This is a genomic window from Streptomyces bullii (genome assembly GCF_042657145.1).
In the GTDB taxonomy this organism is placed as follows: domain Bacteria; phylum Actinomycetota; class Actinomycetes; order Streptomycetales; family Streptomycetaceae; genus Streptomyces; species Streptomyces bullii.
Map to the genome: position 1 here is coordinate 131,654 of NZ_JBHSNY010000008.1, position 12,924 is coordinate 144,577.

11 protein-coding genes are annotated in these 12,924 nt (G+C 71.4%); 7 read left to right on the forward strand and 4 right to left on the reverse strand.

Annotated features, from left to right (window positions below; genetic code table 11):
- The first annotated feature begins 87 nt into the window (after positions 1-87).
- The 6 genes from ACFPZJ_RS23500 to ACFPZJ_RS23525 all read left to right on the forward strand — a co-directional run bounded on the left by ACFPZJ_RS23500 (position 88) and on the right by ACFPZJ_RS23525 (position 5,870).
- Positions 88-1,455, forward strand: coding sequence for an ABC transporter substrate-binding protein (locus ACFPZJ_RS23500; protein ID WP_381024987.1), 1,368 nt, complete (start codon positions 88-90; stop codon positions 1,453-1,455).
- The gene (locus tag ACFPZJ_RS23505) at positions 1,452-2,399 is read left to right on the forward strand and encodes a carbohydrate ABC transporter permease (RefSeq protein WP_381024990.1); all 948 of its coding nucleotides are present in this window, start codon (positions 1,452-1,454) and stop codon (positions 2,397-2,399) included. Before ACFPZJ_RS23500 ends, ACFPZJ_RS23505 begins: the two co-directional genes overlap by 4 nt.
- Entirely contained in the window at positions 2,399-3,280 is an 882-nt protein-coding gene (locus ACFPZJ_RS23510; protein WP_381024993.1) for a carbohydrate ABC transporter permease, read from the forward strand. Before ACFPZJ_RS23505 ends, ACFPZJ_RS23510 begins: the two co-directional genes overlap by 1 nt.
- Complete coding sequence (locus ACFPZJ_RS23515; protein WP_381024995.1) at positions 3,277-4,266, forward strand: zinc-dependent alcohol dehydrogenase family protein; 990 nt, start codon at positions 3,277-3,279, stop codon at positions 4,264-4,266. Before ACFPZJ_RS23510 ends, ACFPZJ_RS23515 begins: the two co-directional genes overlap by 4 nt.
- 104 nt (positions 4,267-4,370) lie before the next feature.
- The gene (locus tag ACFPZJ_RS23520) at positions 4,371-4,592 is read left to right on the forward strand and encodes a hypothetical protein (RefSeq protein WP_381024997.1); all 222 of its coding nucleotides are present in this window, start codon (positions 4,371-4,373) and stop codon (positions 4,590-4,592) included.
- Positions 4,593-4,655: 63 nt separating this feature from the next.
- Positions 4,656-5,870, forward strand: a complete 1,215-nt coding sequence (locus tag ACFPZJ_RS23525; protein ID WP_381025754.1) for a TerD family protein — start codon at positions 4,656-4,658, stop codon at positions 5,868-5,870.
- A gap of 189 nt (positions 5,871-6,059) precedes the next feature.
- On the opposite strand, the gene ACFPZJ_RS23530 is transcribed toward ACFPZJ_RS23525, so the two are convergent.
- The 3 genes from ACFPZJ_RS23530 to ACFPZJ_RS23540 all read right to left on the reverse strand — a co-directional run bounded on the left by ACFPZJ_RS23530 (position 6,060) and on the right by ACFPZJ_RS23540 (position 9,977).
- Complete coding sequence (locus tag ACFPZJ_RS23530; RefSeq protein WP_381025000.1) at positions 6,060-6,656, reverse strand: TetR/AcrR family transcriptional regulator; 597 nt, start codon at positions 6,654-6,656, stop codon at positions 6,060-6,062.
- Between the two features lie 90 nt (positions 6,657-6,746).
- On the reverse strand, positions 6,747-8,183 hold the full coding sequence (locus ACFPZJ_RS23535) for an alkaline phosphatase PhoX (protein ID WP_381025003.1): 1,437 nt from the start codon (positions 8,181-8,183) through the stop codon (positions 6,747-6,749).
- Between the two features lie 357 nt (positions 8,184-8,540).
- A complete protein-coding gene (locus tag ACFPZJ_RS23540; protein WP_381025006.1) occupies positions 8,541-9,977 on the reverse strand; it encodes a hypothetical protein in 1,437 nt (478 codons plus the stop codon).
- Positions 9,978-10,279: 302 nt separating this feature from the next.
- On the opposite strand from ACFPZJ_RS23540, the gene ACFPZJ_RS23545 reads away from it, so the two are divergent.
- The gene (locus ACFPZJ_RS23545) at positions 10,280-12,109 is read left to right on the forward strand and encodes an endonuclease/exonuclease/phosphatase family protein (protein ID WP_381025008.1); all 1,830 of its coding nucleotides are present in this window, start codon (positions 10,280-10,282) and stop codon (positions 12,107-12,109) included.
- Between the two features lie 40 nt (positions 12,110-12,149).
- On the opposite strand, the gene ACFPZJ_RS23550 is transcribed toward ACFPZJ_RS23545, so the two are convergent.
- Entirely contained in the window at positions 12,150-12,851 is a 702-nt protein-coding gene (locus ACFPZJ_RS23550) for a hypothetical protein (protein WP_381025011.1), read from the reverse strand.
- Positions 12,852-12,924: the final 73 nt, after the last annotated feature.

The window sequence follows — 12,924 nt, forward strand, 5'->3', positions numbered from 1 at the left end:
CCGCACCCGAAGAGCCGCCCGACACCTCCGCAGGGCACCCCCGTCCCGTAACAGTCCCCTTTGCACCTAATTGTCCAGGAGTACCGCATGCGAACCCAGAGCCGACGCGTGCCACGCACCTTCCTCGCCGTGGCTGCCGCAGGGACGCTGATCGCTCCCCTCGCCGCCTGTTCCGGCGCCGGCGGGTCCACATCCTCCGGCGGCCGGTCCATCAACGTCCTGATGGTGAACAACCCGCAGATGGTCGAGTTGCAAAAGCTCACAGCCGACCACTTCACCAAGGACACCGGGATCAAGGTGAACTTCACCGTCCTGCCCGAGAACGACGTCCGGGACAAGATCAGCCAGGACTTCGCCAACCAGGCCGGGCAGTACGACGTCGCCACCCTCAGCAACTACGAGATCCCGATCTACGCCAAGAACGGCTGGCTGCACTCCCTGGACTCGTACGTCAAGAGCGACAAGGCCTTCGACCAGGACGACGTCCTCACCCCGATGACGCAGGCCCTCACCGCGGAGGACGGCAAGCTCTACGGCGAGCCCTTCTACGGCGAGTCCTCCTTCCTGATGTACCGCAAGGACGTCCTGGAGAAGGAGGGCCTGACCATGCCCGACAAGCCCACCTGGAAACAGGTCGCCGACCTCGCCGCGAAGGTGGACGGGGCCGAGCCCGGGATGAAGGGCATCTGCCTGCGCGGCCTGCCCGGCTGGGGCGAGGTCATGGCGCCGCTGACCACGGTCGTCAACACCTTCGGCGGCACCTGGTTCGACAAGGACTGGCAGGCGCGGCTGGACTCCACGGAGTTCAAGGAGGCCACGAAGTTCTACGTCGACCTGGTCCGCGAGCACGGTGAGGCGGGCGCCGCCCAGTCCGGCTACGCCGAGTGCCTGAACAACATGACCCAGGGCAAGACGGCCATGTGGTACGACGCCACGGCCGGCGCCGGTTCCCTGGAGGCCTCCGGCTCCCCGGTCAAGGGCAAGATCGGCTATGTCCCGGCACCGGTGGAGAAGACCGAGAGCTCGGGCTGGCTCTACACCTGGGCGTGGGGCATCCAGAAGGCGTCCAAGAACGCCGACGACGCCTGGAAGTTCATCTCGTGGGCGTCCGGCAAGGACTACGAGAAGCTCGTCGGCGAGAAGATCGGCTGGGCCAACGTGCCGGCGGGCAAGCGGGCGTCGACCTACGACCTCCCGCAGTACCGCAAGGAGGCGGCCGCGTTCGCGGACGTCACCCGGGACGCCATCGCGAACGCCAAGCCCGAGGACCCGGGCGTGCAGCCCCGGCCCGCGCCCGGCATCCAGTTCGTCGGCATCCCCGAGTTCACCGACCTGGGCACCAAGGTCTCCCAGGAGATCAGCTCCGCCATCGCCGGCCGGCAGTCCGTGGACAGCGCACTGAAGAAGTCGCAGGAGCTCGCCGAAGCCGTCGGAAAGAAGTACCAGGGATCATGACCGTCACCACTCCCCCCACCCGGGTCGCCGCCGCCCCCGCGCGGCCGGCGGCCCGGCGGCCGAACCGTATGCGCGCGTGGGCCACCCGGGCCCCGCTGCTGCCCGCGCTGATCTTCATGATCGTCGTGACGCAGCTGCCCTTCGTGGCCACGCTGGTGATCTCGTTCTTCGACTGGAACGCGCTCTACCCGGACGACCGCCGCTTCGCCGGCCTCGCCAACTACTCCGAGGTGCTGAGCACGCCCGAGCTGCGCAAGTCCGTGGGCACGACCGTCCTGCTCACCGCCACCGTGGTGCTCGTCAGCCTGCTGCTCGGGCTGGTGCTGGCGCTGCTGCTGGACCGGAGGTTCAGGGGCCGGGCCGCCGTGCGCACCATGCTCATCGCCCCGTTCCTGCTGGTGCCGATCGCGGCCGCGCTGCTGTGGAAGCACGTGCTGTTCAACCCCGAGTACGGCTTGTTCAACGGCATCCTGCACTGGATCGGCGGGGACGGCGCGGTCCAGCCGGACTGGATCTCCGAGATGCCGCTGGTGGCGGTCGAGGCCTCACTGATCTGGCAGTGGACCCCGTTCATGACGCTGATCCTGCTCGCCGGACTGCAGAGCCGCGACCCGGAACTGGTCGAGGCGGCCCGGATGGACGGCGCCAACGACCGGCAGGTGTTCCTCCACATCACCCTGCCGCACCTGCGCCGCTACCTCGAACTGAGCGTGCTGCTCGGCTCGATCTACATCGTGCAGAACTTCGACGCGGTGTACACCATCACCTCCGGCGGCCTGGGCACCGCGAACCTGCCGTACACCATCTACCAGACCTTCTACCAGGCGCACGAGAACGGCCTCGCCTCCGCGGCCGGCGTCATCGTCGTCATCGGCTCGCTGATCCTCGCGACCTTCGCCCTGCGCGTCGTGTCGTCCCTGTTCCGTGCGGAGGTGTCCCGCTGATGACCACCGTCACCACCACCGCCGCCGGCACCGCCGCCCCACGGCGGGCAGGGTCCCGCGGCCGTTTCCAGGGCGCGGCCCTGGGAGTCGCCGCGTGGCTCGCCGGCCTGCTGTTCGTGCTGCCCATCCTCTGGATGGTCCTGACGTCCTTCCACTCCGAGGCGGACGCGGCGACCAACCCGCCCTCCCTCGCCGCCTCGCTCACCCTGGACAGCTACCGCGCGTTCTTCGGCGCGGGCGGCGGCGCCAGCCCCTGGCCCGCCCTGATCAACTCGACGACGGCCTCGGTGGTCTCCACGCTGCTGACGCTGTGCCTCGCGCTGCCCGCCGCGTACGCGCTGTCCATCCGGCCGGTGAAGAAGTGGACCGACGTCCTGTTCTTCTTCCTGTCGACCAAGATGCTGCCGCTGGTGGCGGGCCTGTTGCCGATCTACCTGTTCGCGAAGAACACCGGCCTGCTCGACAACATCTGGGCGCTGGTCGTCCTCTACACGGCCATGAACCTGCCGATCGCGGTGTGGATGATGCAGTCCTTCCTCTCCGAGGTGCCGGCCGCGATCATCGAGGCGGCGCAGATCGACGGCGCGAGGCTGCCGACGGTCCTGTGGCGGGTGGTGGCGCCCATCGCCCTGCCCGGCATCGCCGCCACCGCCCTGATCTGCTTCATCTTCAGCTGGAACGAGCTCCTCTTCGCCCGGGTGCTCACGGGCGTGGTCGCCGAGACCGCCCCCGTCTTCCTGACCGGCTTCATCACCAGCCAGGGCCTGTTCCTGGCGAAGGTGTGCGCCGCGTCGCTCGTCATCTCCCTGCCGGTGCTCGCCGCGGGGTTCGCCGCCCAGGACAAGCTGGTCCAGGGCCTGTCGTTGGGAGCCGTCAAATGAAGGCCGCCGTCATCGAGTCCGTGGGCCGGGCCGTCGTCGCCGAGGTCCCGGACCCGACGCCAGGACCGCGCGAGGTCGTCGTCGAGGTCGCGGCGTGCGGACTGTGCGGCACGGACCTCCACATCCTCCAGGGCGAGTTCGCGCCGAAGCTGCCGATCGTGCCCGGGCACGAGTTCGCGGGCGAGATCGTCGCGGTGGGCACCCAGGTCACGGAACTGTCGGCCGGCGACCGGGTGGCCGTCGACCCCTCCCTGTACTGCCACGAGTGCCGCTACTGCCGTACGGGCCACAACAACCTCTGCGAGCGCTGGGCGGCGATCGGCGTGACGACGGCGGGCGGGGCGGCCCGGTACGCGGTCGCGCCGGTGGCGAACTGCGTGAAACTGCCGGAGCACGTCCGCACCGAGGACGCGGCGCTGGTGGAGCCGCTGTCGTGCGCGGTGCGCGGCTACGACGTCCTCCGCTCGCGCCTCGGCGCCCACGTCCTGATCTACGGCTCGGGCACGATGGGTCTGATGATGCTGGAGCTCGCCAAGCGGACCGGGGCGGCGAGCGTGGACGTGGTCGACGTGAACCCGGCCCGCCTGGAGACGGCACGGCGGCTCGGGGTGTCGGCCTCGGCCGCGCACGCGGACGAGCTAGACAGGCCGCAGGGCTGGGACGTGGTGGTCGACGCGACGGGCAACGCGGCCGCGATCCAGGACGGCCTGGACAGGGTGGCCAAGGCGGGCACGTTCCTGCAGTTCGGGGTGGCCGACTACGCGACCCGGGTCACGATCGACCCGTACCGCATCTACAACCAGGAGATCACCATCACCGGCTCGATGGCGGTCCTGCACAGCTTCGAGCGGGCGGCGGAGCTGTTCGCGAACGGGGTGCTGGACCCCGAGGTGTTCATCAGCGACCGGGTGCCGCTGGAGCGGTACCCGCAGGCGCTGGAGCAGTTCGCCGCGGGCGTGGGGAGGAAGATCGTGGTCGTGCCGTAGGCACACGCCCCGCAGGACGGAACGGAACGCGACCGTCTTCACGGGCCGGGCGGCGGGGGAAACCCGGTGGGGGCGCCGCCGTCCCGGCCCGTACGATCCCCGGCATGCCGCACCCACAAGGCTTCACCTACGAAGAGCACACGAACGGAACCGTCCGCATCACCCACCACGGCCGCCCCGGGACCACCCTGCACGGCCCCCGCGACGCGCAGTTCCTCGCCGAGGCCGCCGCCTGTGACCCCCAGCTCGTCATGGCCCGGTGGGCCGGCAACCACAAACGCGGAAACGAGCGAACCGCCCGGAACCACCCCCGCAGCAGGCGCTGAGCCGACCGGGCTCCGGTAAGGGAACGGCAAAGCGGGGCCGATCGTTCTCCCGGCATGACAGCTATGACCCCCGGCTCGAACATCCCTCTCTCCGCCGCGCGCGTGACGGTGGACGTCGCCGCCCCCGTGCGGCTCGACGTATCGGGCCTGCTGCTCACCGCCGACGGCAAGGTGCGCTCCGACGACGACTTCATCTTCTACAACCAGCCCTCCGGCCCCGGCGTGACCTACCGCTCCGGCGGCGGCACCGCACCCGATGCGATCACCGTGGACACGACCGCCCTCCCCCCGGGCATCGAGAAGATCGTCGTCACCGCGAGCCCGGACGCCGCGGGCCAGACCTTCCAGGGCATCGAACCGACGGCCACGATCCGCGACGCGGACGACAACAGCGTCCTGGCCACGTTCACGCCGCCGCAGCTCGGCACCGAGACGGCCCTGGTGATCGTCGAGATCTACCTGCGCAACGGCCAGTGGAAGGCCCGCGCGGTCGGCCAGGGGTACGCCAACGGCCTGGCGGGCATCGCCACCGACTTCGGCGTGACGGTGGAGGAACCGGCCGCCCCGGCCCAGCCCGTCACCCCGCCCCCGGCGACCATGCAGCCGCCGGTGGCTCCGCCGGCCCCGCCGCTGCACACTCCGCCGGCACCTCAGGCGCCCGCCGCTCCCCCGGCTCCGCCCGCCGCCGCGCCCGGCACCGGCAAGATCAACCTCGACAAGGGCCGGGTCAGCCTCCAGAAGAACCAGACCGTCTCCCTCATCAAGGGCGGCCGTCCCCTGCTCTCCCAGGTCAAGATGGGCCTCGGCTGGGAGCCGGCGTACCGCGGCAAGGACATCGACCTGGACGCCTCGGTCATCGCGTACGGCCCGCAGCGCAACCACATCGACAGCTGCTACTTCGGCAAGCTCCAGATCGTGGGCGGCGCGATCCAGCACTCCGGTGACAACCTCACGGGCGAGGGCGGCGGAGACGACGAGGTGATCACGGTCGACCTGGGCCGCCTCCCCCAGGACGTCACGGGTCTGGTCTTCACGGTCAACTCCTTCTCGGGCCAGAAGTTCACGGAGGTCGCCAAGGCGTACTGCCGTCTCCTGGACGGCACGACCGGCGAGGAACTGGTCCGCTTCGACCTCACCAGCGCCGAGGCGCAGACCGGCGTGATGATGGCCAAGCTCATCCGGCAGTTCTCCGGCGAGTGGGAGATGACGGCGATGGGCGACTTCGTGAAGTCCCGGACGGTACGGGGGATGGTGAAGCCGGCGGCCCAGGCGCTGTAGCACCGCGAACGACTCCGAGGGCGCCCCGAGGCGGGGGCGCCCGGCGTTCAACGCAGCCCCCGGACCACCGGCCCCGGAGGCCCCGGATCCACCAGCCCCCTAGGGACCGAAGGCTGCAAAGGCCCTCGCCAGCCCCGGCGGCCCGTCCTCCCGGGCAGCCCGTTCACCTCGCAGCCTGTTCCGTCCCCCTCACCCCCCCGCCCGCAGTCCCTCCATCAGCAAAGCCAGATAGCGGCGGATCCGCTGGGCGTCGCCGTCCGCCGGTTCAGCCGCCGTCGCCAATCCGTGCGCCAGTCGTAGGACGTCGACCGCGTCCACGTCCCGCCGCAGCGTCCCCTCCCGTTGCGCCGCCTCCACCAGCCGCGTCGCCGCGGTCCTCAGGCAGTCGCCGCACGCCGTGCGCACCGCCGGGGCGCCGTCCGTGACGGCCGGGGCGCCGCCGTCCGTGACGGCCAGGCCCAGGAGTGCCTTCAGTCCGCGGATGCGGATCATCCCGGTGCCGAGTTCGTTCAGCCATTCCACCAGCGCCTCACCCGGCGGCAGACGCGCGGCGAGTGCGTCGGCCCGCGCCGCGATCGCCTCGATCCGGTCGAGGTACGCGGCCTCCAGCAGCGCCCGGCGCGTGGGAAAGTGCCGGTAGAGCGTGCCGGAGCCGACCCCGGCCCGCTTGGCGATGTCGTCGAGGGACGCCCCATCCCCGTGCTCGGCGAAGGCCGACACCGCCGCCTTCAGCAACCGCTCGTGGTTCCGGCGGGCGTCCGCGCGCATGGGCCTGACCTGCGCCATCCAGCGCCTCCTCGCGAACCGGGGCCTCTGCCCGCATCGTAGCGACAGGCCTGAGGGACGAGCTGCTCCGGGACGGCGCGCTGTGGGTGACTACCGCTTCTGACGCTTCCAGGGGCCGGTGATGGCGAGCAGGATTCCGGGCGACTGGATGTTGGCGAACAGCGTCTTGCCGTCGGGCGAGAAGGTGACCCCGGCGAACTCGCTGTACTCGGGCTCCTCCTCGGTGCCGACGTTCACCTCGTTGCGGGCGATGGGGTAGGTCCGGCCGCTGTCGGTGGCGCCGAACAGGTGCTGCACGCCTTCGCCGTCCTCGGCGAGGACGAGTCCGCCGTAGGGGGAGACGGTGATGTTGTCGGGGCCGTCCAGGGCGCCGTCCTGGGGCGGGTCGGGGTTGACGCCGAGCAGGACCTTCAGGGTGAGGGTCCGGCGCCGCGGGTCGTAGAACCAGACCTGCCCGTCGTGCCGCTCGGGGCTCTCGTCGCGGGCGTAGGAGGAGACGACGTAGGCGCCGCCGTCACCCCACCACATGCCCTCCAGCTTGCGGGCCCGGGTGATCTGCCCGTCGGTGAACTGCTTGCGCACGGGCGTGGTGCGGGCGTCGCGGTCGGGGACGTCCACCCAGTCGACGCCGTACACCGTGCCGATCCGGGTGGCACGGGACAGGTCGTCGACGAAGCGGCCGCCGGAGTCGTAGCAGCGGGGCGCCTGAAGGACGCCCGCGTCGTCGGCGAGGGTGCGGAACCGGCGGGGCCCGTACGTGAAACTTTTCGGCGGGGTCCACCGGTAGAGGAGGCCGTTGGGGTTGCCGGCGTCCTCGGTGAGGTAGGCGTGGCCGCGTTTGGGGTCGATGACGACGGCCTCGTGGTCGTAACGGCCGAAGAACTTCAGGGGCTTGGGGTCGAGGTTGGCGCGCCGGTCGGCCGGATCGACCTCGAAGACATAGCCGTGGTCCTTGGTCATGCCGTTGACGCCGGCCTTGTCGGAGTTCTCCTCGCAGGTCAGCCAGGTGTCCCACGGGGTGCGGCCGCCCGCGCAGTTGGTGGAGGTGCCGGCTATGCCGACCCATTCGGCGACGCGGCCGTCGGGGCGCACCTCGACGACGGTGCAGCCGCCCGAGGCGGCCGGGTCGTAGACCAGGCCCTCGGTGAGCGGCACGGGGTGCTTCCAGTTGGCGCGCGGGCCCTTCAGTTCATGGTTGTTGACGAGGAGGGTGGTGCCGCGGGGACCGTCGAAGGCGGCTGTTCCGTCGTGGTTGGACGGCGTGAACTCGCCGGACTCCAGCCGGGTCTTCCCGCTGTGGGTGAGGATGCGGTAGGTGAATCCGGCGGGCAGGGCGAGGATGCCCTCCGGGTCGGGGATCAGCGGTCCGTAGCCGACACCGCCGGACGCGTCGGCCTCCGCGCTGTCGACATCGGCGGACGCGAGGGCGTTGGGGGCGGAGGCGAGGGCGCCGACGCTGCCCGCCAGTGCGACACCGGCACCGGTGATGGCGGAGGTTCTGGCGAAGTCCCTGCGGGTGAGCGACATGGTGTCTCCTGTGACGGTGGGTGTGCCGTGGAGGGTGGCGGACCTCGTGCGGCGCCACCGTCCCGCCCACGTCTGAACGGCGGTTGAACTCCGGGCGACCGCACCGGCGCCACTTCCGTGAACCCGGCCGGACCTGTCCGGCGGGCTTCTAGGGAAGCGTCACCCCGACCGCTAAACCTGCCGCTTGGGCCGGGTCCCTGGCCGAAGGCGCCGGGTCGGCGGGACGGCACCGCAGCCCTCTCCACACGCGTAGGGGCGACCGCCCCTCAGCGGCCCCCGGTCAGCGGGCGTCGCCCCCCTTGCAGGACCCGCACGTGCGACCGCACCTCAGCGGGCCCGTGCCGACGGGCCGCCTTCTCAACCCCCGTGCTGCGACCGCGCCTTGAACGCCGCCTTCCGCGCTTCCTTGGCGATCCGCTTGTCCGGATGCAGCCGTCCCATCGCCTCCAGCACATCCGCGGTCGCGGGATGATCCACCCGCCACACCGCCGCGAAGAACCCGCTGTGCTGCTGCGCCAGCCCCTGGACGAGTGCGCGCAGTTCCTCGGAGTTCCCCTCGGCCGCCAGCTGCGCGGCCAGCGTGTCGATGGTCAGCCAGAACACCATCGCCTCGGACGGCGCCGGGACGTCGGCGGCACCGTGCTCGGTCAGCCACACCCGGGCCAGCCCGCCCAGCTCGGCGTCGTCGAGGACCTCGCGCAGGGCCGGTTCGGCCGACGCGCCGACCAGCGACAGCGCCTGCTGGCAGCGCAGCCGCCGCAGTGGGGCACCGGCGTCCGAGCCGCGTGCCGCCGCGAGCAGTTCCCGTGCCGCCGCCAGGGGTTCGCGGCGCGCCAGCCACTGCTCGGTCTCGGCGTGCGCCGCCGCCGGCGGGAACGCCGCCGTGCCGTCGAGCAGCGCGTCGGCGCCCTTGTCCGCGAGGTCCCCGACCGCGGGCGCCTCGAACCCGGCCTCCAGCAGCCGTGCGCGCATGCCGTACAGCCCGAGCGGCGTCAGCCGCACCATCCCGTACCGGGAGACGTCGGTGTCGTCGACCGGCGCGGACGACGGCTCGTCGGCGCCGTCCTCGGCGTCGGCCATCAGCGCCTCGTCTACCGGCTGGTACGCCACGAGCCCGACCGGCTCCAGCATCCGGAACTGCTCGTCCAGCCGCATCATCGCGTCGGACACCTGCTGAAGGACGTCGTTGGTGGGCTCTGCCATGTCGCTGGGCACGAGCACCGACGCGGCCAGCGCCGGCAGGGGCACCGGCGCGTGCCCCGGCCCGTCCCCGTTGACGGTCATCAGGTACAGGTTGCCGAGCACCCCGTCGAGGAAGGCGGCCTCCGCCTCCGGGTCCCAGTCGAGCGAGGAGAAGTCGATCTCGCCGTCCTGCACGGCGTCGGTCAGCCCGTCCAGGTCGGGCACGCTCGCGTCGGCGAGCACCGTCTCCAGCGCGCCGAGCCAGACCCCGAGCACGTCCTGCGGCGACCCGCCGGTGAGCAACGCCAGGTCCGCGCCCGCCGCGACGGTGCCCTCGTCCTCGTCGACGATCTCGACGAGCCCGGTGTCGACCGCGACCCGCCAGGCCTCGCTGGCGCAGGCCGCGCCGTCCTCCCCGCTCAGCCCGAGCGCCTCGGCCGCCGCGGGCAGCTGCTCGTCGACCAGCCCGCCTCCGGCGTCGACGCGGGTGTCCGGCCCGGCCCAGCGGGCGAGCCGCGCGGCCCGGGACAGCAGGGGCGTGGACAGGGCGTCGCGCGCCAGCTCCGCTTCGGGGTGCAGCCGCGCCGGCGGCAGGGGGGAGCTGTCTGACATCGGCTGTTTCTCCTAGGGACGCCTCGTACGACTCGCCCGCTCAGCCTAGACGGATTTGGCCCCATGCCGCCCGCTTCATCTCCCCGTCGCCCGCCGTACATGGCCAAAACCTTGACAAGTGGCCGGGCCAGGCTGGAGATTGACGCGCGTAGAAGTCGGCGGACACCTGTTCACCGGGACGCCCCACGCCCGCCCTTCGCCCGCCGGTCTTCTACGCGCGTCGCGCCGCCCCACAGGTCGCGGCTCCCACCGTCCAGCTCCACCCTCGTCCCGGCGTCCGCACGTCCCCGGAGGGAATCCCGTTGCCGAGCAAGCCGTCCGCGCGCCTCGCCGCGCTCACCGTCGCCGCCGTGTGCTCCGCGGCGTCCACCGTCGTCCTCACCTCGCCCGCCCACGCGGACTCGGTCCGCATCCATGACATCCAGGGCAGCAGCCGCCTGTCCCCGTACGCCGGCCAGAAGGTCACGGACGTTTCCGGCGTCGTGACGGGCATCCGCACCTACGGCTCCTCCCGCGGTTTCTGGATCCAGGACCCGGACCCGGACGCCGACCCGGCCACCAGTGAGGGCGTCTTCGTCTTCACCAGCTCGACGCCCAAGGGCGTCGCGGTCGGCGACCTGGTCAAGGTCACCGGCACGGTCGCCGAGTACGTCCCCGGCGGCACCTCCTCGGGCAACCAGGCGCTGACCGAGATCACCAGGCCGGCGTTCACGGTCGTCTCCAGCGGCAACCCGGTTCCGGCCGCGACGGCCCTCGACGCCGAGTCGGTCCCCGACGCCTACGCGCCCGCCGGCGACCCCGCCGCGAACGGTTCGATCAACGCCCTGCCGCTGCAGCCCTCGAAGTACGCCCTCGACCACTACGAGTCCCTGGAGGGCATGAACGTACGGGTCGCCGACGCCCGCGTGGTCGGCGCCACCGACCCGTACACCGAGCTGTGGGTCACGGTGAAGCCGCAGGAGAACCGCAACCGCCGCGGCGGCACGGTGTACAGCTCGTACGACGCCCAGAACACCGGCCGTCTCCAGATCCAGTCCCTCGGTTCGGCCGCCGCTTTCCCCAAGGCGAACGTCGGCGACAGCCTCACCGGCACCACCGCGGGCCCGCTGGACTACAACCAGTTCGGCGGCTACACCCTGGTCGCGAGCGAACTCGGCACCCTGCACAGCGCGGACCTGAAGCGCGAGACGACCCGCGAGCAGCGCAACGGCGAACTCGCCGTCGCCACCTACAACGTCGAGAACCTCGACCCCTCCGACGACACGTTCGCCGCGCACGCCGACGCGATCGTCCACAACCTCAAGTCGCCCGACATCGTGTCCCTGGAGGAGATCCAGGACAACAACGGCGCCACCAACGACGGCGTGGTCGCGGCCGACCGGACGGTGGGCAAGCTGATCGACGCGATCGTGGCGGCGGGCGGCCCGCGCTACGACTGGCGCGCCATCGACCCCGCCGACGACGCCGACGGCGGCGAGCCCGGCGGCAACATACGCCAGGTGTTCCTCTTCAACCCGGAGCGGGTCTCCTTCACCGACCGCGCGGGCGGCGACGCCACGACGGCCACCGGCGTCACCAGGGTGCACGGCAAGGCGGCCCTGACGGTCTCCCCCGGCCGAGTCGCCCCCGCCGACGAGGCCTGGAAGAACAGCCGCAAGCCGCTGGCCGGCGAGTTCCTCTTCCGTGGCCGCACGGTCTTCGTGATCGCCAACCACTTCAACTCCAAGGGCGGCGACCAGGGCCTGACCTCCCAATACCAGCCGCCGGCCCGCAGCTCGGAGACCCAGCGGCACCGGCAGGCGGCTCTCGTCAACGCCTTCGTCAAGGACATCCTCGACACCCAGAAGAACGCGGACGTCATCGCGCTCGGCGACATCAACGACTTCGAGTTCTCCGAGACCACGAAGATCCTCGAAGGCGACGGCGCACTCTGGTCGGCGGTCAAGTCGCTGCCGAAGAGCGAGCGCTACAGCTACACCTACCAGGGCAACAGCCAGGTTCTCGACCAGATCCTGATCAGCCCGTCGATCCGCCGCGGCTGCGACTTCACGTACGACAGCGTGCACATCAACGCGGAGTTCCACGACCAGATCAGCGACCACGACCCGCAGGTCCTGCGGTTCCACCCGTAGCGTGCGCGGGGCCGGCCGGTCCGGCCGGCCCCGCCGCCGCTCACGGTACGAGCCCCAGGGCGTGCTCGTACCGTCCGGCCGTGAACCGCGTCACCCCCGGATACATCCGCACCCGCTCCCACTGCTCGGTCGGCGCCCCGATGCCCTCCCCCGGAGCGGCCAGCACCTCGTCGTAGGCACGGGCGCTCTCCCACTCCGCGTAGTTCAGCACGTGACTGCCGTCCGTGCTCAGATGGAAGTGGGCCGAGATCAGCCCGCGATGACCCACCGGATCGTCCGCCAGCGCCTTCAGCACGAGGTCGACCCAGTGGGCCCGCTCCTCGGCCGCCTCCGCCGGGAAGTCGATCCGTACGGCCACGACCAGCCCCGGCACCCGTGCGTCGCCCACCGCCCGCTCACGGCTGCGGTGACGCCAGTACCGCCCGAGCCCGACGCGCTCGATCCCCGGTACCAGGACGTCGATCTCGTCGACGCGTTCCTGCCGGTGCACCTTCACGAAGGCCTCGTAGGCCGCCTCGCTCGCCCACTGCGAGTAATGGAGCAGGGTGGACCCGTCGTGCCCGGTGTACACGTGGTAGGCCAGCAGATCGGCGGTCGGCCACGTCCGGCGCTCCCACGTCCGCCCGATCGCCTCGACGGTCTCCCGCTGCCGCTCGGGCGTCCCCACCCGCCAGGTACTGAAGAAGGGGGCACCGATCCGGGAGTCGGTCACATCAGGGTGTTCGATCGTACGGCGCGTCATGCGGACCTCCAGCCAGGGACGGCGAGTGCGTGCACCCACCACCCTTCAACCTCAACCAAGATTCAGGTCAAGT

Coding starts and splice junctions, on each gene's coding strand:
- ACFPZJ_RS23500 (WP_381024987.1), top strand. CDS start 88: ATGCGAACCCAGAGCCGACGCGTGCCACGCACCTTCCTCGCCGTGGCT.
- ACFPZJ_RS23505 (WP_381024990.1), top strand. CDS start 1,452: ATGACCGTCACCACTCCCCCCACCCGGGTCGCCGCCGCCCCCGCGCGG.
- ACFPZJ_RS23510 (WP_381024993.1), top strand. CDS start 2,399: ATGACCACCGTCACCACCACCGCCGCCGGCACCGCCGCCCCACGGCGG.
- ACFPZJ_RS23515 (WP_381024995.1), top strand. CDS start 3,277: ATGAAGGCCGCCGTCATCGAGTCCGTGGGCCGGGCCGTCGTCGCCGAG.
- ACFPZJ_RS23520 (WP_381024997.1), top strand. CDS start 4,371: ATGCCGCACCCACAAGGCTTCACCTACGAAGAGCACACGAACGGAACC.
- ACFPZJ_RS23525 (WP_381025754.1), top strand. CDS start 4,656: ATGACCCCCGGCTCGAACATCCCTCTCTCCGCCGCGCGCGTGACGGTG.
- ACFPZJ_RS23530 (WP_381025000.1), bottom strand. CDS start 6,656: ATGGCGCAGGTCAGGCCCATGCGCGCGGACGCCCGCCGGAACCACGAG.
- ACFPZJ_RS23535 (WP_381025003.1), bottom strand. CDS start 8,183: ATGTCGCTCACCCGCAGGGACTTCGCCAGAACCTCCGCCATCACCGGT.
- ACFPZJ_RS23540 (WP_381025006.1), bottom strand. CDS start 9,977: ATGTCAGACAGCTCCCCCCTGCCGCCGGCGCGGCTGCACCCCGAAGCG.
- ACFPZJ_RS23550 (WP_381025011.1), bottom strand. CDS start 12,851: ATGACGCGCCGTACGATCGAACACCCTGATGTGACCGACTCCCGGATC.